Source organism: Pseudovibrio sp. SCP20 (assembly GCF_057774105.1).
The window spans coordinates 1,238,762-1,261,833 of the sequence record NZ_JBYMDH010000001.1; the positions used below are offsets into that span (position 1 = coordinate 1,238,762).

Genomic DNA, 23,072 nt, shown 5'->3' on the forward strand with positions numbered 1-23,072 from the left:
CATGTTTCATCGTGTAAAAAGGTCTGTAGCTGCATTGGCTTGCCTCGCAATAGCCGCGTCTCCAGCCCTTGCTGATCAGGTAGAAATAACCACCGCAACAGGCAAAACCAACGTCACTGTCACACCAAAAAATCTTGTCGTGTTTGATATTGGCGCAGTGGACAACCTGAACGCCTTGGGCGTGCAGCCTGCAGGCGTGGTCAACAAAATGTACGTTGATTATCTGGATGGCGTGCAATCCAATGCTGAAGTCATTGGCACTCTTTTTGAGCCGGATTTCGAAGCCATCAATGCTCTGGAACCAGAGCTGATCATCGTTGGCGGCCGTTCCAGCAAGCAGGCGAAACCACTCTCCGAGCTTGCACCAACCATCGATATGACCCCGAGCGCCTCCGAGGTGTCCCAGACGCTGCTTGCTCATCTGGAAGCATATGGCAAGGTCTTCAATAAGCAGAAAGAAGCTGCTGAACTTACCAGCAAATACAATGAGTTGCTGAGTGAAGTGAAAGCAGCGGTTAAAGGCAAGGGTAAGGCGCTCTTTGTTCTAACCAACGGTCCAAAGGTTTCTGTTTTTGGTCCGGGATCACGTTTCGGCTGGTTCCACGATGAACTGGAAATTGAGCCAGCAATGGCCGAAGTTGCAGTAGCTTCCCACGGTGAAGCCGTTTCCTTCGAATACATCCAGAAGGCAAACCCTGACTGGCTGCTGGTTATGGACCGCGCAACCGCAATCGGCAGTGATGCTGAAAATGCGCATCAGGTTCTGGACAATGAACTGGTGACCTCCACAACAGCTTGGAAGAAGGGGCAGGTGATCTATCTTGATCCAGCTGCAACCTACATTGCTCAAGGCGGCTATCAGGCCACCACACGCATCTTCGAGCAGCTGATCGAAGCCTTTAATAAATAACAACTATAGCCAGGAGCTGGGCAAACGTTGCTCAGCTCTAGCCTTTCTCTCGGTGCCCCATGAAAAACATCGGCGTTGCCATCGTCGCTCTGTTCGCTCTTTGCTGCTTCAGCCTGTTTGTAGGTGTTCAGGAAGTCTCCATCACAGATTGGTGGCAAGACCCACAAAATACCGACCTCTTTCTCATCAGCCGAATCCCACGGACACTGGCCGTGGTTTTGACTGGCGCATCGCTTGCGGTCTCAGGCGCCGTCATGCAAATGCTTGCACGCAACAGCTTTGTTGAGCCATCCAGCGTCGGAACGGCTCAAAGTGCAGCTCTCGGTATCTTATTGGTCACATTGCTTTATCCGGCGAGCCCTCTAATCGTAAAGATGATTGTGGCTGCTGCAACTGCCATGATCGGAATGGCAGTTTTTCTGTCAATGATCTCCCGACTACCTGTGACGTCGCCTCTGCTTGTGCCGCTTGTTGGATTGATCTTCGCCGGCATTGTGGAGGCCTTGACCGTCTTTATCGCCTTCCAGACAGATATGCTCCAGTTTCAGGGCACATGGATGAGCGGCGAGTTCTCAGGCATCCTGCGCGGCCGCTATGAACTGCTTTGGCTCTGCGGGGTTCTGGCAATACTGACCTACATCGTTGCCGACCAGTTCACCATCATCGGCATGGGCAAAGACGCCAGCATCAATCTGGGTCTTAACTACAAACAAGTGGTTATCCTTGGTCTGTTTATTCTGGCGCTTTCAACGTCTCTGATCGTCGTAACTGTCGGCATGATCCCGTTTGTTGGGCTGGTCGTGCCCAACATTGCAAGGCGCATGATGGGAGATAACCTACGCGCAAGTTTGCCTTGGGTGGCCGTTCTTGGTGCAATACTCGTGCTGACTTGCGATCTGATTGGCCGACTTGTTCATTTCCCCTATGAGATCCCCGTAGGCACAGTCCTGGGCGTGATTGGCTCCTTTGTCTTCCTGTATCTGCTGTATGCGAGACCAGCCCATGCACGCTAAAAAGCTCATCATTATGAACGTGTTGCTTGCATTGGCCTGCATCGCGTTCATGACCATTGGCGCCAAGGGCAGCTGGAGCTTCCTACTGGTGTTCCGTGGAACCAAACTGTTGGCGCTATTACTGGTTTCGGTTGCCATTTCCGTTGCAACACTTCTGTTCCAAACCATTAGCGGAAACCGCATCCTGACCCCATCCATCATGGGGTTCGATGCTCTTTACTTACTCGTTCAAACACTGCTGGTCTTCACGCTTGGCGGCTTTACCTACGTGGCTTTGGATGGACAGCTGAAATTTCTTGCAGAAGTGGGTGTCATGCTCTTTGCGGCAACACTTCTCTTCACAACAATCATGGGTAAAGGAAAGCAGGACCTCCACCGCATGGTGTTGGTCGGCATCATCTTTGGAGTGCTTTTCCGCAGTCTTTCAGGCTTTATTCAGCGCATTATCGACCCTAACGACTTTGCCATCCTGCAAGGCGCTAGTTTCGCCCAGTTCTCCAGTGTTGATAAGGAACTATTGGGCGTCAGCATTCTGCTGGTATCTGGTTGCTGCATCGTGATCTGGCGTCTCAGATACGTTCTCGATGTGATCGCACTGGGGCGTAACAATGCCATCAATCTTGGTGTCAACTATGAGCGGACAAGCTTTATCGTGCTTGTTTTGGTCGCAACGCTTGTATCAGTCTCAACCGCTCTGGTTGGGCCCGTCGCATTCTTTGGATTGCTGGTCACAAGCTTGGCGCATTTCATTATGAACACGCACCGCCACAGCATTCTTTTGCCCGCATCAATTCTGATCGCAGCGATCATTCTTGTGACTGGCCAAACTGCCTTTGAACGCATTCTGAAGAGCCAATCCACGCTCAGCGTAACCGTAGAGTTCTTTGGCGGTCTTCTCTTCCTGCTGCTTCTTTTCCGAGGGAAAATGAAATGATTGAAATAACTGGCGTTTCTCATAGGTATGGAAAGAGCAAGATCCTGACCGACATTTCGCTCACCATTCAGGACAGCGGCATTACAGCTCTGATTGGTCCAAACGGGGCAGGGAAGTCAACGCTGCTTTCCCTCATGGCCCGCCTCCAACCACTTCAAACCGGCTCAATCTCCTTTGACGGACAATCAGTCACCCAAACACCAACCAGAGAGCTTGCCAAAACACTCGCAATCCTGCGGCAAGACAATGCCTTGAGCAGCCGTATGTCTCTGAGGGATCTGGTCGGTTTTGGTCGCTACCCTCACCACAAAGGACGGCCAACTGCAAAAGATCACAAAGCCGTAGACGAAGCCCTCGACTATTTTGATCTTCAGGATATCGCGGACAGGTTCATTGATGAAGTTTCTGGCGGTCAAAAGCAGCGCGCGCTCGTGGCCATGGCATTCTGTCAGGAAACCAAGTACCTGCTGCTCGACGAGCCCCTGAACAATCTCGACATGTACTACGCTCGCAGCCTCATGAAACGCCTGCGAGAAATTGCCGACGCCCGCCAACGCTCCTTCGTCATCGTCCTCCACGACATCAACTACGCCGGCGCCTACGCCAACGAAATCATAGCCCTAAAAAACGGCTCTCTCGCCATCCATGGAACTCCACAAGATGTTCTGGAGACCCGCGTCCTGAAGTCGCTTTACTCCATGGAAATCACGGTAACCCAACATGAGGGCCAACTCGTCGCGCTGCATCATTTGTAGGGAGCGAGAGCTATCTACGCTCGACATTTCTAGAAACGCAAAAAAACCAATTTGGCGCTTTGATCTGTTAAATCTTTTTGTATACCATGAAGTTAAATGGTGAACCTGCATGGGTTCGAACCGTGGACCAACTGAATTAATGGTGCGTCTCTAGATCATAAAATCCGGGAACGACACAGCCAAGCACTTACCAAAGGATATTGCAAAGCGGAGTTCTTTACTGCATATGTCTGCTCCTTTGCACCGGTGCGCGCTTGAACGATATTGCCCCCAGAAATGGAAGCATATTGATTTTGAACTGGCCACGATTGCTCTGCCTTCAAGAAAAGGAGATAAACGTAAACTTCTTCCGGCTGAGATCTCACGTGTGTATGGTTCACCTTATGTTTTACCTAGCTGTAAAGATCTGACACAACCTACTTCGATTGAAGTAATTGAGAATGCATGCCAACGCATCCGCATCCAGGTGCTGTCAGAAAGAGTAAGAAAACGGATTGAGGCGTTTTGAGGTTATGATTTGGATACTTGCGAGCACTGCATGAAGCTCTTGATCAATTGCAGACATTCATGAATATCGCTGACTGTGTCCACAATTGAGACTCTGCAACTAACAGTATGGTGTGTTGACAATAAGGGCGATGTTCAAGATACGTGATAACGTGTACACCCTCAATGCATTTTAAGGAACCTCGGCCATGACAGGATTGCTGGATCACGGGAGCCTCAAGTTCCTTGACCTGCTCACCCCAAAGGTCGAGGCCGCTTTTGCAACTATTGAGCAGCGCCACACCTATCAGGACGGTCGCACGATCTTCTCGACTGGTGATGAGGGTGATCGCCTGCTCATTGTGCGTTCAGGTGCAGTTAGAATGGGGCGTTTTAGCCCCAGTGGCCGAGAAACAATTCTTGCAGTGCTTGGCGAGGGTCACTTCATTGGCATTATAGGCGTGCTGACCGGCCGTAAGCGGACGCAAAATGCTGTTGCAGTCGGTAAAACGACGATTGGTTATGTTCACAAAGCTGATTTTCTGACGCTAATGGACGCTCATCCTGAAATCGCCCGCGCAGCTTTGCCAGCTACGTTGAGCCGTTTGAATGTGGCGCTGAATATGCTGGACGATCTGCGTTTGCTGCCTTTGCCTGCTTATACAGCAGTGTTTTTGCAGAACATGCTCGAAGCTTCAGAAGTGCCTGGGATGCTCAACTGGAACCAGTCTGAGTTGGCTATCGCTGTGGGCACCTCACGTGTTTCTATGGGTAAAGCGCTCAAACAGCTGGAAAAAAATGGCCTGATCGTACTGAAGTATGGCGCAATTTCCGTGCCGGACGAGCAAGCCCTGTCAGACTGGATTGATGCCGCCAGAGCCGAGCATTTGTCCCTCTGAGGTCTGACCGCTCATGCTGTGTGCACAAATCTGATTAAACAGCCAGATTGCTAAGTTCTTAGCATTCTTTGCGTTACCGACTACGTATAATCCCTCTGTATTTTCATCCCATTGATATTCAAGTGTCAGCATTTTGACCGCTGCCGCCTGAATATCAGAGCGTCGTCTGGCGAGTGACTGGGGAGAGAGCTTTAGCGACTACGCTTAGGGGACATTCTATGTATGCGGTCAAACACATTTGAGAGCGCTCCAGAGGCAGCATTTTGGGGCGTTGGTTCAAAGCTCAGATTCAGTCCTCCGCGAGTTGCCATCAAGCGCCCCCCCCTGTTTGCATCTCTGCTCCGCTGGTTGGTGGTGTTGGTGCTGCTGACTGCGGGAGTGTTCTTCGCTGGATTAAGTGCACGAGCACAAATCATCCTCACCGTCTCACCGCTTGGCGTTCTGTATGTAGGGCTAAACATGGTCCATTCCTTCAATGCTGAAGATTGAAGCTCCCCGTTTTTCGCTGCGCAACGACAACATTACAAATACATAAAAGCCGAGGAAATGAATGTTCCTGAATAGTTTTGGTTCACCTACAAGACGAAAGCAAAAAACCGTTATTGCAGCATTGCGAGTCCCGGTGATTGCACTCATTGCTCTGGACTTGGTAGTCGCCAGTCGGTCTGCTCGTGCAGAGGACATTGATGGGTCTTCTTCTCTAACAGTTGATAATGATCCAACCGTTTCGGACCATCCTAGTCCATGGGATGTGGATGGCTCCCTGAATATTGGGGTGACAGTTGGGCTCGATGCCAAGCTTACCATTCAAAATGGTGGTGAAGTCACGAATACTGGTGGAACTATCGGCGTAAACTTCGGTTCTTACCGCGCCGTAACGGTGAGCGGATCGGGATCCCAGTGGCAGGCCTCCGGGGAGTTCAAGGTTGGCAGTGCTGGAACGAGCGCTTTGAACATTGCCGATGGCAGAATCCCTGGTGGGGTGCGCACGATCAACGGTCCAACAACAATCACGAACGGCACCGTCGCTGCTGGAAACAGTCCCGATACGCTGACAATTGATGACGACCTCGATCTTACCTCCGCCTCAGCAATGGATTTAGAGCTTGGCTCTCCATCCGGAACAGCGGGCTTAGACAGCGCTCTGATCCCTCTAAGGTTTTGCTTTTCCGATTTTTCTTACGCTAGGGATAAACGCAGATGCAACGCTTGATCTTTGCATTCAAAAACACATCAGCCTTAGTTTCGCATAGGCTTGCCATGTTAATCATTGCAGGCGCGTTGACGGCAACTCCCCAGATTAGTCAGGCAGATGTTGTTTTTACTGGCAATAACTACGGCTCTTTTAGCGGTAGTTATATGAGCATTGGTGACGGGGGGATTGGCACGCTCACAGTTTCTGGCGTGGATAAACATGGCGTCAGAGAAGATAAAACTATTGTCGGCGATTTGCATCTTGGCCGCCGTGATTCAGTTGGTAGCGGTATCGCCCGTGGTGAGCTTTACGTGCTTGACGGTGCGCGCTTGACTGTGAACAAAGATATTAATGCTGGCTTTTACTTCGATGGCTCTCCAGCACCGACAGAAGGAGCCCAAATACTGGTTTCCGGCGAAGGGTCTGTACTATCAACTTTAAGTAGGCTGGGTTTCGGATATGGAAACAGCGCACTCACTGTTGCGAATGGCGGTACTTTTTCTGCACCCTATTGGATCAGACTTGGAGATAATAGAGACGCCCGGTTTGCCGTCAATATCGGTGCCGCGAAAGGTGAAGCTGCGCAGGCCCCGGGCATACTGGATATTCCAAGCATCTATTTTCGGTATGCCACGAGCGAGCTCAATTTCAATCACACGGATGATGCTTATATTTTTGATGTCGACATCGGATCGGTATTAGCCTCTGAGGGACCTAACCACACAATCAATCATTTAGCGGGCACAACGATCTGGACCGGCGGTGTGGGTGTATTCTTTGGCAGTAACAAGAGATTTGCTGGGACGACGAATATCACTGACGGTGCGTTGATCGTCAATGGCGAGTTGCCTGGGCAGATCAAATTGACGGGTGGCACGCTGGGGGGCGCGGGCACTGTCGGCAATGTCGAGGCGACAGATGGTACGCTCTCTCCAGGCTCCAACGGGAGCGGCACATTGAAGATCGGCGGCAACCTTGTGTTGGGTGAAAGCGCGAAGCTCGATTTTGGCCTTGGTGCCCCCGATGGCACAGCAGGCGTGAACAGCGACCTCATCACCGTTGGTGGCAACCTGAGGTTGGATGGCACACTTGATGTAAGCGATGCCGGCGCGTTTGGTGCAGGTGTATATACGTTAATCACCTATGGCGGCGCCCTGACAGATAACGGGCTAACAATCGGGCTTTCCCCGGTTGGCTACGACTATGCCCTGAGCACCACTGCAACGCCTGGCACGGTGTCGCTATTGGCCTCGACGCGGAATCTATTGTTTTGGAACGGTACTTCGACTGCCGACGGCACCGTGCATGGCGGCGCAGGCACATGGAATACAACAAGCCAGAACTGGACCAATTCCGCCAGCTTCACAGATCTGGCCTATGCCCCCAACAGCTCACTTGTTTTCCAAGGCACTGCGGGCACTGTCACGGTTGCTGGTACAGGTGTCTCGGTCTCATCTGGCCTTCAGTTTGCAACCGATGGCTATCAGGTCAAAGGTGGCGATATTAAGCTCAACGGCGCAACGTCGGTCCGTGTTGGTGATGGTACGAATACTGGTGCAGACTTCACTGCGACCATCGCTTCTGCCATTACAGGGCCCGGATCTCTGAACAAAACCGACCTAGGCACACTTATTCTAGAGGGCAATAACAGCTATGCAGGTGGCACAACCCTGACAGCGGGTAAGCTGGTTGTTAATGGCACCGTGGGTGATGTTACAGTCAATGGCGGTAGCCTTGGTGGTTCGGGGACTGTCGGGGCCGTTGCCTTCAATTCAGGTGCTGTGATCGCTCCGGGAAACTCTATCGGGACTTTGAATGCGACTTCTCTTGTTTTCAATAGTGGTTCAGCCTTTGAGGTTGAGGTGAACGATGGGGGCAATGCGGCAGGCATCAACAACGATCTGCTGGCTGCCAGCGGTACCGTGACGATCAATGGTGGCACCGTGCATGTGAAGCCGGAAAACGGAACCGACGATGGTTCAACCTACGCTGCAAATACGGTCTATACGATTATGAGCGCTGTAGGGGGCGTCTCCGGAACGTTTGATTCATCCACCCCAACAGATGACTTCGCATTCCTTGATTTCGCTCTGTCATACGATGCCAACAATGTTTATCTGGGTTCCCAAATGGCATCCAGCACGTTCTGCATTCCTGGGATGAGTGCTAATCAGTGCGCTACAGGTGAAGGTACGTTCTCACTTGGCAGTGGAGATTTGTTCAATTCAGTCTTGAACCTGTCCAACTCAGAGGCACCAGAAACACTCGATCAGCTTTCAGGAGAAGCCCACGCCTCAATAAAAACAGCGCTGATTGAGGATAGCCGCTTTACTCGCGAGGCAGCTCTCAGTCGTGTGCGTGCTGCAATGGATTCCGTTGCTGCGGATGGACAAGAGCAGGTAGAAAAGCGCGTTGGCGAGAGCCTCGCGTTCTGGGGGCAAGGTTTTAGCTCCTGGGGACGCTGGAATGGAAACAGCAATGCCGCAGCGCTTGATCGATCAATCGGCGGTTTCCTTCTGGGTGGAGATGCTCAGATCGGTGAGAACTCCCGTCTTGGCTTCTTCGGAGGCTATGACAACAGCAGTTTCAAGGTAAATGGCAGAACGTTTTCTGCGACAGCAGAAACCCTGCACCTTGGTGCTTATGGAGGCACAGAATTTGGGCATTTGGGAGTGCGCGTAGGTGCTAGCTATGCATGGCATGATATCGACACGACCCGTTCGGTTGCCTTCACTGGTTTTGCTGAGAACCTGTCAGGATCTTATACAGCGCAAACCGCGCAGATCTTTGGTGAAGCGGGGTATCGTTTTGATTATGCTGTAACCAGTCTGGAGCCTTTTGCCAATATATCCTATGTCCAGCTGTCCAGTGATGGGTATTCCGAAGCAGGTGGATCTGCTGCGCTGAAGGCTGGTCGCCAGGCAATGGACAGAACCTTCACCAATATCGGGCTGCGTGCAGCGACAGAGACAAATCTTGGCCAATTCACCGCGAAGCTGTCCGCTCAAGCAGCATGGCAGCATGCGTTTGGCGATGTCACACCTGTTGTCAATCACGCCTTTGCCGGAAGCGAGGACTTCTCCGTTGCCGGTATCCCGATTGCCAGAGATGTCCTGCTGCTGAATCTGGGAGCATCGGTGGATCTGGGGCAAAACACGACCTTAGGTCTTGCATATGATGGCCAGTTTGGTTCCGGCTTCACCGATCAGGGGCTCAAAGCAAACATTGCTCTGAAGTTTTGAGCGTACTCCTGTCTGTGCAAGGCACATGCCCAACATAAACCCGCTCGCCACCTGAAAACTTAAGTGGCGGGCAAGTGCTCTCTAACTATCAAAAATTCCTATCCACCAATCCCGCTACTTTATCCCCGTAACCTTTACATAGGAAACAGAAATAGTCTTGGGAACTCTAATAGTCTGCCTCAACTTCAGCTAGAATCAAACCCACGTCAGCTTAAGGCTAAAACCTCCATCACTTTCGCCTCTGTAAAGCAGCTAATACTTAGTTTGTCTACTGTGTTGCAGCTCACAGACAATGTGAGCCGAGACAACAAATCGCATCATTAGATAAGGTGATACAGGTGTTTCAAAGAGGTATCGCTGACACGATGAGAAGCCAGCATTATGCAATCTTAAGATTGAGAGAGCTCTGCCGGTACCCGCGATAGCGCGCATACCCTAATAACTTCAGGGCTAGGCACTACACTATTCCAATATCTAATTTTGCCTAGGTATTCTTAAAGATAGCTGAAGTGTGAAAGCTTGCGCATTAAGTATATGTAAGATGAATTCATTTTTCTCATTGTAATTTTTCATTACTTACTACTGTGCAAATTTAGAAAATATTAATTTATTGTTAATTTATTTGATAAAACTCGTGTTTTGCGATGAATTTATTTGTCGCTCTTCTAGAATGATGGCTGATGAATCGTAATGAATGGACAGTAAATGGTGTTCTTGCGCTTTCGACAGTCAGTTTTAGTACTAGGATTATTGGTATGGTTCCATCCTGACGTTTATGCGCAGGCCGTGATTGATGATGATAATCCCTTGGGCCCAAACCAAACGGTTGGCGGGCCCGGCTCCACACATGGAGATACCTGGAATGTTGGTGGCACTCTCGTCGTTGGTGATAACGGTGCTGGCACTTTAACAGTTCAACAAGGTGGAGAGCTAACCAGTGGCTTAAGTACGTTAGGCACAAATGGCTCATCAGGAACCGTTACAGTTACCGGCAGCGGCTCGAATTGGACTGCAAGCAGTGGTATTCGCGTCGGGCGCGGTGGGACTGGTATCTTCAATATTGAAGATGGTGCCACTGTTGTAAGTACACAGGGCCGTGTTGGGGTGCTTGGGTCTCAAGGCACAGCTACTATTACCGGAGATGGATCTGCATGGACCATCAATACGGACTTGATTGTTGGAAATGGTGGAACGGGCGACCTTATCGTCGAGCAAGGCGGAACGCTCATTTCTGGCGAGACCTCCGTTGGCGAGAACAATGGTGGTAGCGGTACAGGCGTTGTTACCATTCGCGATGAGGGATCAACGTGGACACTGAGTGATCGCTTGCGGGTTGGTATCGCAGGCACCGGGACCGTAAATATTGAAAATGGCGCTAGCGTTACAAGTACAGAGGGGCAGCTCGGCGTATCGAACAACTTAGGTACGGTAAATGTAACTGGAGCGGGATCTACCTGGGACATTTCTGATGAGCTTGTCGTTGGAGCGACTGGGGCTGCTGGCGGCAACTTGAACATCTCTGATGGTGGCTCAGTAACCTCGCAGGGCGCCATTGTTTCTGAGTTTGCAACCAGCAATGGAGCGGTGACAATCACTGGTTCAGATTCAATTTGGACTGTTTCCGGAAACATAATCATTGGCCGTCAGGAAGATGCAGTTGTTACCGTTTCCGATGGTGGGACGCTTGATACCCGTGGGAGCAATACAATTGGCCTCTTTAACGGTACGGGTTCTGTTGTTGTTACGGGTGCAGGTTCGAATTGGACGGCTGCAAACAATATTGTGGCAGGCCGTTCTGCCAGTGCGGTGATCACACTTTCTGAAGGTGGAGTGCTTGAAATTACCGGCGGAAATCGCAGGCTGGTCCTCGGTCAAGAGGCTGGAGCTCGTGGGACGCTGAACATTGGTGCCGCAACTGGTGAAGCAGCAGCTGCTGCTGGCACATTCATTGGCAGCCAAGTGCGCCTGACCGCTGGCCGGGATGTGATTGTCTTCAATCACACGAGTACAGATTACACGTTTAGTGCTGGGCTTTTTGGGGATGGTGATGTTTTCATTGAGAACGGCACAACCACGTTGACGGGGAACAATAGCTCGTATTCAGGAACCAACACGATCACAGGTGGCACGCTTCGCGTTACAGATATCGACCAACTGGATGATAGCTCTACTGTCCTTAATGGCGGGAGATTTTTATATGCCGACACATCAAATGGCTCATACTCTGCACTAACGATTGGCAGTAGTGCCGGAATAATTGAGGTCTCAGAGAGCTCTGCCACTTTTACAGTCTCAAGCGGGCTGACAGGAACAGGAAGCATTACCAAGGACGGAGCCGGCATACTTCGTTTAACTGGCACAAATGATTTTAGCGGCGGCACAACCATAACTGACGGAAGTGTGCAGGTTGATGATATCAGCAGTTTGGGCACGGGCACGACGACTGTTAATGGTGGAACGCTGAGCTACAGCGGAACAGCGAGTGCAACTTACTCCAATCTTGTCTTGAGTGCTGCAGGCGGCGCCTTGGAAGTTACTGAGAGTTCGGGAGTTCTTGAGGTTAGCAGCAGTCTTTCGGGGACGGGAAGCCTAACCAAAGATGGAAGCGGAACGCTGGTGCTTTCTGGAACGAACACCTATAGCGGTGGAACATTTATTACAGGTGGAGTACTTCAAGTCGATGATCTGGACCGCCTGGGAACGGGAGCAACCACACTCAACGGTGGATCCCTCAATTATACAGGAACAGGCGCTGCCACGCTCTCTGATTTGGTTTTAGGTGGCGCTGACAACACGCTTGATGTCAGCAATAGTGCGGCGAGTATGACGGTTTCGAGCGGTCTTTCGGGTACGGGCAGCTTAACCAAGAGTGGAGCCGGTACTCTCATCCTTACCGGGACCAATAGCTATAGTGGCGGAACAACTGTTTCAGCAGGTACACTGCAAGGTGATAGCTCTAACATTCAGGGAGATATGTCGGTTGCCAGTGGGGCTACTGTGGCTCTTACTCAAGCGACTAACGGAACCTATAGCGGAGACCTGTCCGGTTCTGGTGCTCTGACTAAGACCGGATCTGGTATTTTGACCCTATCAGGTAATAACTCCGGTTACTCCGGCGTGATCACCGTCAATGGCGGCGGGCTGTCGATCTCGGCTGCCAACCAGTTGGGTACTGGGACCACTCTGCTTAATGGAACATCACTGAGCTATACCGCAGGCACCGACGCTACTCTAACCACCGTAGCTTTGGGAGCTGGTGCCAGCACACTCGAGGTGGCCAATGCTGCAGCGGCTGTGACGCTTTCAAGGGATCTATCGGGCACGGGCAGTTTAACCAAGATCGGGGCGGGTACACTTATCATATCCGGCACCAATACCTATAGCGGTGGGACGACTGTTTCTGCGGGGACATTGCAAGTTTCACAGGTTGCGAACTTGGGAACAGGAACCACCACTCTTAATGGGGCAACGCTGGCCTATAGCGGTGTGGGAACAGACAGCTATGGCGCGCTCATAGTTGGAACGGCTGGAGCTACTGTCGAAGTGCTGGATCGCAGTGGAGCTCTGCAGTTTACGAACACTGTGACCAGTACAGGAACCTTCACCAAAACTGGCGTCGGATCTCTCGCCTTCAATAGTTCTAGTAACTCATTTGTGGCAGGTCTGACAGTTCAGGAAGGAACGTTGCTGATTGGCGATGCAACGGACTTTGGCACTGCATCTGTTGAGTCAACTTTTACAATTGATACAGACGCTCGCCTTGGTGGGCACGGAACTGCTGACGGAAGTGTTACACTTGACGGGGGCATCATCGCTCCCGGCGCTTCCTTTGGTACCATCACGCTCGGCAGTCTGGACGCAACAGGCGCTGGGGGTGCGCTGGAAATGGAGATCGGGTCAGATCCAGTATCTGGAACGGTAAATACAGATCAGATCCAGATACTTGCGGGCGGAAGCGTGGATCTGAATGGCATTGCGCTTAATCTTGTTAATGTAATGGGTCCTACACCGGTCAAGATCGGTGATGAGTTCGTTATTATTGACAATCTATCCACGCCTGGAACAGAGCCTCCGACTGGCACATTCAGTTCAGTCAACCACGACATGTTCATGCTCGATGTCAACGTCATCTATGGCATCCCAGGAGACGCAAATGATGTCGCGATCCAGTTCATCCGAAGCTCCAACAACTTCAATTTTCTCGCAGATACGCGCAACGAACATGCTGTCGCGCAGGCACTAGATACTATCAATGAGAGTGGCGACCTGTTCACACAGCTAGCTCCGATGAACAACGCGCAAATTAAAGCTCTTCTCGACCCACTTGCCGGCGAAATCAACGCCTCCACCCGCGCTATCCTCCTTGCTGATAGCCGGTTCCTGCGGCAGGCCGTAAATGATCGTCTCTATAAGGCACACAGTGCTTTTGCATCAAAAGTAGATGATGACATGGTTTCCCGGACGGTTGGCGACTTTGAAATGTGGGGACAAGCCTATGGCAGCTGGGGGGAATTCTTCTCAGACGGCAATGCCCGGACCACCGGCAGAAGTGTGGGCGGTGTTCTGGTTGGCGTTGATGCGACCTACTTTAACATGGTGCAGCTCGGTGTGGTTGCGGGCTTCGGCAGAACCTCCATCGACATCAGCTCAATCGATGCGTCTTCGGACAGCGACAGCTACAGCGTGGGCGGGTACGCCAGCGCCAATCCGATTGACAATGTCAAACTGCGCGGAGGTGTTGCCGGCACGTGGTACAACATCGCAACTGACCGCAATGTTGCTCTCTTTCCGGAAGAAACACTTTCAGCTGACCAGTTTGCTGGCTCCGTACAGGTTTTCGGTGAACTCGGCTACACGCTGGAAAGCACCTACGGAAATCTAGAGCCCTTCGCCGGTATCGCCTACGCTTATCTCTCCGGTCCTGGCTTCAACGAAACCGGTGGTGCGGCGGCTCTCAAAGCAGATGGACAGTCCAACGGCCTTACTTTCCTGACACTGGGAACACGCGGTGAGTTTGATCTATCCAACTATCTATATGGCGAAACAAGCTTTGTCGGCCTCGCAGCCTGGCAATACTCTTCCGCCGATACACTGGACTACACTCAAAGCTTCATCGACAGCGGCAACCCGTTCACTGTTGCCAGTGTTCCAATCGCCCGCAACGTGGCCATTATCGAGGCTGGCCTTCAGTCTAGCCTCAGCGACCACATCCAACTCAACATAAACTACTATGGCCTCCTTGCCGGTGAAGCTGTGGACCACGGTGTCAATGTAAGGCTGTTTGTGCAGTTCTAAGTTGAAAAAAGAAGTGCGCTCGGAAGTATGGGCTTGTGTTTTAAGCTACTGATTTGCTTGCCACTTTGAGTTTAGATCAAGGTCCGCCTTTTATGTATCCGCTTGACTGCATGACTGTAAGAAGAAAATAAGTTAGCGTTTTAATAGAAAAACATCTCCGCTTTACTTCAAGCTGATATGATTTTTGTCGAATATTTTGATTGTGACCTGATGATTTTGACAGTTTTCCTAGAATTAATTTGAAAGAATACTTGCAGGAAGTAAGAGAGTTGAAATTGGGATTTCAAGCGCTCTCATTTACTTACATAGTGGTGACCCAAAGCGGCAAGCAGATAGTTTTTGACCTGTGACAGTTCGGATGTTGTTTTACATAGGTCTCCAAATCCCCCTAAGGGTCATCACAAGCTGTAAGGCTATCAGAAACAACGGTAATCTGTAACGTATTTCAACTGGTATTTTCGTATGTGCGGTGGCTCTAGTCAGAAGCTATTAGCGGGAGAGATGCTTCTTTGCCAAACATAACGAAGCGAAAGGTGGATGCGGCAAATCCAGCACGCAAAAAACAAATCTTCTAAGATAGCAAACTTATAATTTTTGGCCTTCAAGTGATGCCAAGCGGTGCAAAATCATTCACAGTGCAATATCGCACACATGAAGGCCGCTCCCGTCGGATAAGCCCTAGGAGATATGGTGAGTTGACACCGGATCAAGTCAGAGGCTTGGCGACCAATGCGTTGGCAACAGTCCGTAATGGAGATGATCCTCTCCTAAAGCGGGAAAGCAAACGAGCTGCTCCCATCGTGAATATGCTTCTTGATCTCTACATGAATAGACATGTGCTGGTTCACAATTGGGGCAAATGAAACTCAACTTCGCAAGGCAGCGGGATACTGCAAAGCTGCACCATTCGTTGTGAGCAACACTTCGTCGAGTCAGTCGAATTCTGGCGGTCTCATCCAAGGCATTCAATCTCGCTGAAGTATGGTGCCTACGGCCAGAGCACAGAAACCCGGTTCGGTTGGTCAAGCGTTACAAAGAAAACAAACGTGTTCGCTTTCTGCCAGAGGAAGAGTTGCAAAGACTGGGCGGTTTCTTGAACTGGCAGACCAAGAAGGTCTTCCCTAGACTATAAAAGCCGAGAAGGACACGGCCAAGCACTTGCCTAAAGATATTGCAAAGCAGACAACACCTGTAAATCCGATAGCTCTTTATTGCTTACATTTGCTCCTTTACACCGGTGCGCGCTTGTGTGAGATCGAAATCCTAGCATGGAAACATATTGATTTTAAGTTGGTTACGATTGCACTACCTTCAATCAATGGGGATGAACGTAAACCTCAACTGGTAAGTCGTAGTGCCATAGAAATCCTCTCCGATGTTTCAAGAGCGAATGGTTCAGCTTATGTGTTGCCTGATAAATATCCGACATAACCTATTCAATTGAGGTAATTGAGAATGTATGGCAGTGCATCCGCATCCATGCCAATATTCCTGAGGTTCATCTTCATGAACAGTGCCGCATCAGTCACCTCCTGCTCCGCCGCAACCTGACCATCACCTATAGTTATGTGAACCATGATGCCCACACAATCCGGATGTTGTCAGAGACGATTAGTGAACGGATTGAGGGAGGTTAGGAAGGAGTGGCGTGACCAACACCGGACATTTGCCTTAGTGCAGGGTACTCACTAGTTTTGCGTTCTTGCTAATTTTGATCGGGTTCTATTTCAAACGTTCTCACGTAGGTATCTAACTCACATAATCGTGGTCCTATATACCTAGAGTAGACGTAACTGACCTTTGTTGCAGATATGAAAACAAGTTAGTGATCATCAGTGGATTTTAAGCAGAGACTAAATTGACACTACTCTTGAGAGATAGGCCGGCTAAGTAGTGTCAAATTTTAGTGGCTTCTGATTTATGTAACCGTAAATTGCCCCATCATTCCCATATCTTCATGCTCGAGGATGTGGCAATGGTACATATAAGGATATTGCTTTGAGGCTTCGTGATTAAAGCGAAGCAAGATTTTGGCTTGCCCTCTAGGATTTATTGTATCTTTCCACCCACGATCTTCGGGCGCAGGAGCTTTGCCGTTGATAGACAAAATCTGAAAAGATGTTCCATGCATATGGAATGGATGACGCCCAGAATCGATAGTCCAGATCTCCAGCTCCCCTAGTTTTACTTGCTCGTTGATAACTTCAGGATCCATTTTTACGCCGTTGATTGCCATATCCTCGAGATCAAAACTGCGGGAAATCAAGGCATCATCCTCATTGAAAGGTTGGATGTGATTGAGAGTATACGGGACTGTAGTGTTCTGTTTTTCTAGTTTAGAACTTGTCTTTAATCTCAGCATTTGCTGAGTAGGAGCTATCATGGTGTTCAAACTAGTGTACTTTTTCGCTAGGAAAACCGCCTTCAAGTCCACCTCATCCATTGCTGACATATCAATGATGACTTCATTGCGCTCACCTGGAGACATTTTGATAGACTCTAGCTTCACCGCTTGTTCAAGCAGGCCGCCCTCTGTTGCAATTTTGATGAGGGGACCTCCATCTGATCGATAGATCTCGAAAGCACGTGCATTTGCTCCGTTGAGTAGCCTCAAACGTATCAGGCTCGGTGGGACTTCCAAGACAGGGTTCAAAGTACCATTGACGATGATTGTATCTTCGCGCAAATCATCTGGAGGACTGGTTGGGTACGGCGTCATGACGCCATTCTTAAATGTTCGATCCTGTATTGCGATTGGGATGTCATCCAGTCCGTAGGTGTTAGGTAGGCCAAGGAGCTGAGAGTTCTCATCCTCGATTAAATAAAAACCTGCCAAGCCAGAGTGAACTTGCTTGGCTGTTGTTCCCATTAAATGAGGGTGATACCAGTTTGTGGAGGCCTCTTGAACGATTGGCAACGTAACGTCCCAAGTCTCTCCCGGCTCGATACGTAACTGCGGGCCACCGTCCACCTCGCCGGGCACATGGAGACCGTGCCCATGAACTGTGGTGGGCTCTTTCATGAGATTGGTGAAACGAATGTGTGTGTCTTCCCCTTGGTACATCCGAATAGTTGGACCCAAGTAAGATCCATTGTATCCAAGAGTGGGTGTTGTGCGACCAGCAACAAACTCATGCTGCCCATTTTGAATGGAGACATCTATTGGCCCGTTATGAGTGCGACTGTCAATCAGTTCCGGAATAAAGAGAGGGTTGAAGCCTACTATGTCATCTTGAGAGGCCAGAAATGCATGAGAGTTCTTGGGGCTGAAGGTGGCTGTCACTACAGCTGTTGCAACACCGGCACAAAATTGCCTACGACTGATAGTTGGAATCTTACTCATAGCAAACCTTTTATGATCATGGTCTTCTGTGAACCGTCTTGAGGGCATGCTGGATTTCGCGCATGGGAGTGAGCTGCGGTTCGCAAAAGCATTTGCTTGAGCGTCTTTAAGGCAGTTTTAAATGAGAGTGTTACGTGAGAGCACTCGTTTGAGTGCACCTGCAGCCAAACAGAAATGTCGCTGTGCATAACACAATAAATTCAAAATCATAGACGACAGCCAACAGCTTAAGCCTGCCTTAATCTTCAGCTGTACCTATGCCACAGAACTAGAAGCTCTTTGAACGATATGAGACTTGAATGCGTATATTGGTGCTCGAAGATGAAACCCGGATTGCTGAGCAGATTGAAAAAGCCCTCGTTACGGCGGCCTACTCTGTAGATCGGTGTTGCTGTATTGAAGATGCCGTTTTATTGACGAAAACCGAAGTGTTTGACGCAATTATCGCAGACAGAATGTTGCCTGATGGCGATGCCATTCAATTTGTCGCCTCCCTTCGAAGTAAGGGGAGTGATATACCAATCCTCATGCTTACAGCACGTGATGCGATTGAAGACCGTATTGATGGGTTGGAATCTGGTGCGGATGATTATCTGATCAAGCCTTTCGCCTTGTCAGAGTTGGTTGCAAGAATGCGTGCACTCTTGCGCCGACCAGGTTCTGCTTTTGGAAAACTGGAAACAGTCGGACAACTGACTTTTGATTATAATGCTCGTACAGCAACTGTGAATGGCGTTCCACTTCCCCTTCCACGACATGAGCTTCTGGTTCTGGAAAATCTCATTCGGAACCGTGGACATGTGGTTACCAAAGAAGATTTACTGGACAAAGTCTATGGATTAGAGATCCCTGAATCCAACACAATACCAGTTCATATCCATAACCTTCGGCGTAAATTTAAACAGCTGAACGCGGGACTGGAAGTTCATACATTTCGTGGCTTGGGCTACATGTTGGAGAGCCTATGAAGTACTCACACTCCTTAGAACTGAAACTCATAATACGCCTTAGTGCAGTATTGGTTCTGTCATTTTTTGTGATGGTCATATGGTTGTGGGTTCATTTATTTATTATGCATGATCCGGCGCAGACAAGTACACATCAGCGGGCTTTTCTGGAGTTCTTCTCAAATGTTGGTTGGGTCATTCCGGCTATGATGCTCACGTCTTTAGGAGTGATCGCTCTTACATTGAGGCGCAGTTTGCTTCCACTCCGTCAGATTTCATCACTCGCCGCCCAAATTCGCCCGAAATCCCTTCATCAGCGTCTTCCAACAGCTGATTTACCCTCAGAGATCTCCCCCTTGGTCGGAGCAATAAACAACATGCTTTCTAGCATCGAAGAAGGTTTCATAGAACAACGTCATTTTACAGAGAACGTGGCTCACGAGTTGAGAACACCACTTCAAGTGCTGGGGGCTGGACTTGAGGAACTGGAGCAAACACCACGGATTTTGATTTTAAGAGCTGACCTGGAGCGTATGGCTAGATCGGTAGATCAAATACTCGCAATCTCTCGGTTGGAAACTCGTTTTCAAGAACATCAAGTTTACACTGAATTAAACGAGGTTGCTGTCTCAGTGCTTTCATACATTGCGCCTCTAGCAACCCGCAAGAATGTATCTGTTTCCCTTGAAAAAAGCTCTGAGCCTGTCATCGTTCATGGTGAGCAAGCCCTTATCAGTGATCTGCTACGGAACCTGGTAGAGAATGCCCTTGCCGTGAGCCACTCCAATACTGGTATTTGCGTTCGCGTTAAGGCAAGTGGCAGTCTGGAAGTGGTTGACCAAGGGCCAGGTATTCCCAACCATTACAAAGATAAAGTTTTTCAACGTTTCTGGCGTCTTCCGGAAAGTACAACGCAAGGTACAGGGTTAGGATTAGCGATCGTTAAAGACATCACAACACGATGTGGAGCAGAAATTTCGATCCTCGACAATCTGTCTGGTGGATCCGTGTTTCATGTCGATTTTGTTTTAAAGCAGAAGGGATTTTCGAGTTAATAGTCCCAATATACATTCGTAAACTTCATTTAAAACCCTCTTAAAATTCAGCTCATAGAGCCTTCAGTTCAGGAATGTGCGGTCAGGAACACCGCCAAATGGAACTGGAGATCATATGTGGTTTGTAAACTGTCCGTTATGTGGTGAGCACAAAGGTGAACTAATAAGTTCTAAAGACAGACACGGTGCTCCATTAGAGACCTATTGCTGTCGATCATGTGGGATGGTTTTTAACTATCCATTGCCGACAAATGCTGAAACACAAACCTTCTACAGTCATGAGTATCGCCGCTCCTACAAAAACACGGATATCCCAAAGAGACGCCATCATTATCGCTACTCGCGACGAATAATCGAGCAAATTTCTTGTTTCCCAGCGGTGTACCAACAAGCTGCAACAGTTCTTGATGTGGGAGCTGGAAGTGGAGAGTTTTGTGCGCTCATGGCTAGGCTGAACAAGGAAGTCATCGCGGTGGAACCTACACAGACTTACGCGAAGTATGTGCGCCAGATGTTTGGCATCCCAGTCATCACTGGGCAGCTTGAAGATTTTGAAACTACTCAGAAATTTGATTTTATTCGTCTGAACCATGTTCTTGAGCACATGGCGCATCCAGTTCAGGAGCTAGCACGTGTACGCAACATGATGCATGACGGTTCAGTCCTTCATATTGAAGTTCCGAACTTTCAAGAGTACTGCCGCTCCAAGTCACCCGGGAACATTTTTCACTTCGGCCATATCTATAACTTTGACGGCCACACCTTGAGGGCAACAGCTGCCAAAGCAGGGTTAATGCCTGTTTATGCAACTTCTGACACTAGCATTTACTTTACCAAATGCGCGCCTTTCATAATTGAGCCAAATGAAAGCAACGCCCAATATAACTTTGATGCTTTCAGTCTCAATCTTCAGGGCTCAAACACATCGGCACAAAATCGCATTGTAAAGTTACTGAGAAACGGAAGCTCAATTCTCAAAGAGCAACTTGCCATTCTCAAGTTTGGCAATCGTCGAGCCATTATAGAAAACCAAGCAAATCAACTCAGAAGATTACTGGGTGTTTAAGCAATAAAGCAGCCTTCAACAGCAGCGCCTAGATACAGATTTGTGAGCGGATGCGGCTGCAAATCTCGAATGCGTTTTCTCTTCACCCAAAAAGAAAATCTAAAATTGAGAATATAATCATGAAAAGACAAGCTCTATTTACCCTGTTACTTGCCCTCTCTACTCTGGCTTGTTCTATAGGTGTTTCATTTGCAGGGACAGTTCATGTGGTGGAAATGGATCGGAATTTTTTTCAATCCGGCATATTTGGAAATTGAGGTAGGCGATACAGTTCGATTTGTGAATGTGAGTGGTAAACACAATACAGAATCTATAGCTGACATGTTGCCTGAAGGAGCTCTACCCTGGCGCAGTAAGCTAAAAGAAACCTACGACCTTACGCTGACTGTGAAGGGTGTATACGGTTATAAATGCCTCCCGCATTTTGGGAAAGGAATAGTGGGCCTGATTGTTGTTGGAGATCAGCCTACCAATCTTCAGCAGGCAAAAAACTCACGAGTTCCTGCCGCAGCAGAAGATGTTTTCGACAGCCTCTTTGCGCAGATCCCATAAAAGTAAACTCGTTAGCTGCATTTAAATCTGCCTTAAAGTGAGAAAAATACTTGTGCTTCAAGTGAGGTGTTTTGGAAACCGTCAGTCTAATAGATCTTCCTGATGCCTCACGACGCCTATTTTCAACACAGAAAAACGTTGAGGTTGAGCATGAAAGTAAAATCATTTCTTGGTATATCTACTCTTACACTCCTCATAATGGCATCCGGTAGCGTCTATTCTTCAAACTATCAAGAACACTCGAAAAATGTCGAAGACTGGAGAAAAACAGGGACCTCCGAAGAACAACTAAAAGCCTTGGTCAAGGTAACACCGGGAACACACCACTGGATGCCAGAAATCGCTTATCGCTTGCAGAGTATGTATTGGGCAGGCAAGCAACAGAAGTGGGAGTTTGCAGAGTATCAAATTGATTCCATGGAGAAGATGATTGGCCGAGTAGCAAATGCGCGTCCAAAGCGTGGACCCTCTATTGATACCTTTAAAGCAAACGTTTTCGGAGAACTATACAAGGCAGTCAAAACAAAAGATTTCGAAGTATTTGCAGAAGCTGTTGCCATCACAAGCACAGAATGTACAGCATGTCATGCCAAGGAAGGGTTTGACTATATCGCCATTCCTGCTGTTCCCCCAAAACCAAATAATATCGTACTTGATTAACGTACATGCTTTGAGCGAAGTCAGCCAATTGCTTTGCTCAAAGCAAACCAATTGATGCCCAGTAGAGTACTCGAAACGCCATCATGCAGAAAACATCAACCTCGCTAGAACTGCTTGAAAGTCCGCTTGTGGCCCAGATATCATCACGGTTTCAGTCAGCAAGAAACTTTACAGGAAAACAAACGATACCTTTCGACTGGCTTACCCAAAGTCATTAGCTCCGCTTCAGACAGAGTTCAGCTTGGTGTGTTTCCTGGCCTTCAAGAAGAAGAGAGGAAGACAACATGAAAACAAGCATGAAGCTATCTATTATTGCAGCAACAACTGCTGTGACCCTCGTAAGCCCGTTTGCAGTTATGGCGGATGATTATCGCAGTGAGTATGGTGACAGCAATGAAAGGGCTGCAATTCAGTACACCGGACCGGTAGCTGTTGCGAAAGTTTCCACGCTATCTACCAACTTGAACCCTTTTAAAGACGACAGTGTCGTTCTTGAAGGCAAGCTTACTCGACAGATTGACGACAGTTCATTTGTCTTTGATGATGGTTCTGGCGTAATCACACTACATGTCGATGATCATGAACGGCAAAACCCTCTAACCGTTTCAGCATCAGACATGGTTCGCGTCTTTGGCGAAGTTGAAGGCTGGATCGGGACCCCAAGCATACGCGCCCACAGCATCCAGATTGTCCAGTAGGTTTGCATAGTCAAAGCACTAG

The 23,072-nt window shown here is 49.1% G+C and carries 19 protein-coding genes; 17 read left to right on the forward strand and 2 right to left on the reverse strand.

Annotated elements, in window-relative coordinates; all coding sequences use genetic code 11:
• Position 1 precedes the first annotated feature (1 nt).
• The 11 genes from AC3CB2_RS05470 to AC3CB2_RS05520 all read left to right on the forward strand — a co-directional run bounded on the left by AC3CB2_RS05470 (position 2) and on the right by AC3CB2_RS05520 (position 16,160).
• A complete protein-coding gene (locus tag AC3CB2_RS05470; protein WP_352930316.1) occupies positions 2 to 910 on the forward strand; it encodes a siderophore ABC transporter substrate-binding protein in 909 nt (302 codons plus the stop codon).
• A 59-nt stretch (positions 911 to 969) separates the two neighbouring features.
• Complete coding sequence (locus AC3CB2_RS05475; protein WP_352930314.1) at positions 970 to 1,923, forward strand: ABC transporter permease; 954 nt, start codon at positions 970 to 972, stop codon at positions 1,921 to 1,923.
• The gene (locus AC3CB2_RS05480; protein WP_488389868.1) at positions 1,913 to 2,857 is read left to right on the forward strand and encodes an iron chelate uptake ABC transporter family permease subunit; all 945 of its coding nucleotides are present in this window, start codon (positions 1,913 to 1,915) and stop codon (positions 2,855 to 2,857) included. The genes AC3CB2_RS05475 and AC3CB2_RS05480 overlap by 11 nt, the downstream gene beginning before the upstream one ends.
• Positions 2,854 to 3,612 (forward strand): iron ABC transporter ATP-binding protein, encoded by a 759-nt coding sequence (locus tag AC3CB2_RS05485; protein ID WP_352930310.1) that lies wholly within the window; start codon positions 2,854 to 2,856, stop codon positions 3,610 to 3,612. Before AC3CB2_RS05480 ends, AC3CB2_RS05485 begins: the two co-directional genes overlap by 4 nt.
• 695 nt (positions 3,613 to 4,307) lie before the next feature.
• The gene (locus tag AC3CB2_RS05490) at positions 4,308 to 4,997 is read left to right on the forward strand and encodes a Crp/Fnr family transcriptional regulator (protein ID WP_352930308.1); all 690 of its coding nucleotides are present in this window, start codon (positions 4,308 to 4,310) and stop codon (positions 4,995 to 4,997) included.
• Between the two features lie 222 nt (positions 4,998 to 5,219).
• Positions 5,220 to 5,486, forward strand: coding sequence for a hypothetical protein (locus AC3CB2_RS05495; RefSeq protein ID WP_352930306.1), 267 nt, complete (start codon positions 5,220 to 5,222; stop codon positions 5,484 to 5,486).
• 133 nt (positions 5,487 to 5,619) lie between these two features.
• Positions 5,620 to 6,210 (forward strand): hypothetical protein, encoded by a 591-nt coding sequence (locus tag AC3CB2_RS05500; protein WP_352930304.1) that lies wholly within the window; start codon positions 5,620 to 5,622, stop codon positions 6,208 to 6,210.
• A 47-nt stretch (positions 6,211 to 6,257) separates the two neighbouring features.
• On the forward strand, positions 6,258 to 9,434 hold the full coding sequence (locus AC3CB2_RS05505) for an autotransporter outer membrane beta-barrel domain-containing protein (protein ID WP_488389867.1): 3,177 nt from the start codon (positions 6,258 to 6,260) through the stop codon (positions 9,432 to 9,434).
• Between the two features lie 807 nt (positions 9,435 to 10,241).
• Complete coding sequence (locus tag AC3CB2_RS05510; protein ID WP_352930300.1) at positions 10,242 to 14,729, forward strand: autotransporter domain-containing protein; 4,488 nt, start codon at positions 10,242 to 10,244, stop codon at positions 14,727 to 14,729.
• Positions 14,730 to 15,334: 605 nt separating this feature from the next.
• A complete protein-coding gene (locus AC3CB2_RS05515) occupies positions 15,335 to 15,592 on the forward strand; it encodes an Arm DNA-binding domain-containing protein (RefSeq protein WP_352930298.1) in 258 nt (85 codons plus the stop codon).
• 295 nt (positions 15,593 to 15,887) lie between these two features.
• Positions 15,888 to 16,160, forward strand: coding sequence for a site-specific integrase (locus AC3CB2_RS05520; protein ID WP_352930296.1), 273 nt, complete (start codon positions 15,888 to 15,890; stop codon positions 16,158 to 16,160).
• 5 nt (positions 16,161 to 16,165) lie between these two features.
• Here AC3CB2_RS05520 and AC3CB2_RS05525 read toward each other — a convergent pair whose 3' ends face one another.
• Together AC3CB2_RS05525 and AC3CB2_RS05530 are read right to left on the reverse strand one after the other, a co-directional pair.
• Positions 16,166 to 16,306 (reverse strand): hypothetical protein, encoded by a 141-nt coding sequence (locus AC3CB2_RS05525; RefSeq protein ID WP_352930294.1) that lies wholly within the window; start codon positions 16,304 to 16,306, stop codon positions 16,166 to 16,168.
• Positions 16,307 to 16,647: 341 nt separating this feature from the next.
• Complete coding sequence (locus AC3CB2_RS05530) at positions 16,648 to 18,072, reverse strand: multicopper oxidase family protein (RefSeq protein ID WP_352930292.1); 1,425 nt, start codon at positions 18,070 to 18,072, stop codon at positions 16,648 to 16,650.
• Positions 18,073 to 18,371: 299 nt separating this feature from the next.
• On the opposite strand from AC3CB2_RS05530, the gene AC3CB2_RS05535 reads away from it, so the two are divergent.
• The 6 genes from AC3CB2_RS05535 to AC3CB2_RS05560 all read left to right on the forward strand — a co-directional run bounded on the left by AC3CB2_RS05535 (position 18,372) and on the right by AC3CB2_RS05560 (position 23,050).
• Entirely contained in the window at positions 18,372 to 19,040 is a 669-nt protein-coding gene (locus AC3CB2_RS05535) for a response regulator transcription factor (protein WP_352930290.1), read from the forward strand.
• Positions 19,037 to 20,074 (forward strand): sensor histidine kinase, encoded by a 1,038-nt coding sequence (locus AC3CB2_RS05540; protein ID WP_352930288.1) that lies wholly within the window; start codon positions 19,037 to 19,039, stop codon positions 20,072 to 20,074. The genes AC3CB2_RS05535 and AC3CB2_RS05540 overlap by 4 nt, the downstream gene beginning before the upstream one ends.
• Before the next feature lie 223 nt (positions 20,075 to 20,297).
• Positions 20,298 to 21,140, forward strand: coding sequence for a class I SAM-dependent methyltransferase (locus AC3CB2_RS05545; RefSeq protein WP_352930286.1), 843 nt, complete (start codon positions 20,298 to 20,300; stop codon positions 21,138 to 21,140).
• Positions 21,141 to 21,344: 204 nt separating this feature from the next.
• Positions 21,345 to 21,692 (forward strand): pseudoazurin, encoded by a 348-nt coding sequence (locus AC3CB2_RS05550; protein WP_352930284.1) that lies wholly within the window; start codon positions 21,345 to 21,347, stop codon positions 21,690 to 21,692.
• Positions 21,693 to 21,842: 150 nt separating this feature from the next.
• Positions 21,843 to 22,352 (forward strand): hypothetical protein, encoded by a 510-nt coding sequence (locus tag AC3CB2_RS05555; protein ID WP_352930282.1) that lies wholly within the window; start codon positions 21,843 to 21,845, stop codon positions 22,350 to 22,352.
• A 284-nt stretch (positions 22,353 to 22,636) separates the two neighbouring features.
• Positions 22,637 to 23,050 carry a YgiW/YdeI family stress tolerance OB fold protein gene (locus AC3CB2_RS05560; RefSeq protein WP_352930280.1) on the forward strand — a complete coding sequence of 138 codons (414 nt, stop codon included), beginning with the start codon at positions 22,637 to 22,639 and terminating at the stop codon, positions 23,048 to 23,050.
• Positions 23,051 to 23,072 lie beyond the last annotated feature (22 nt).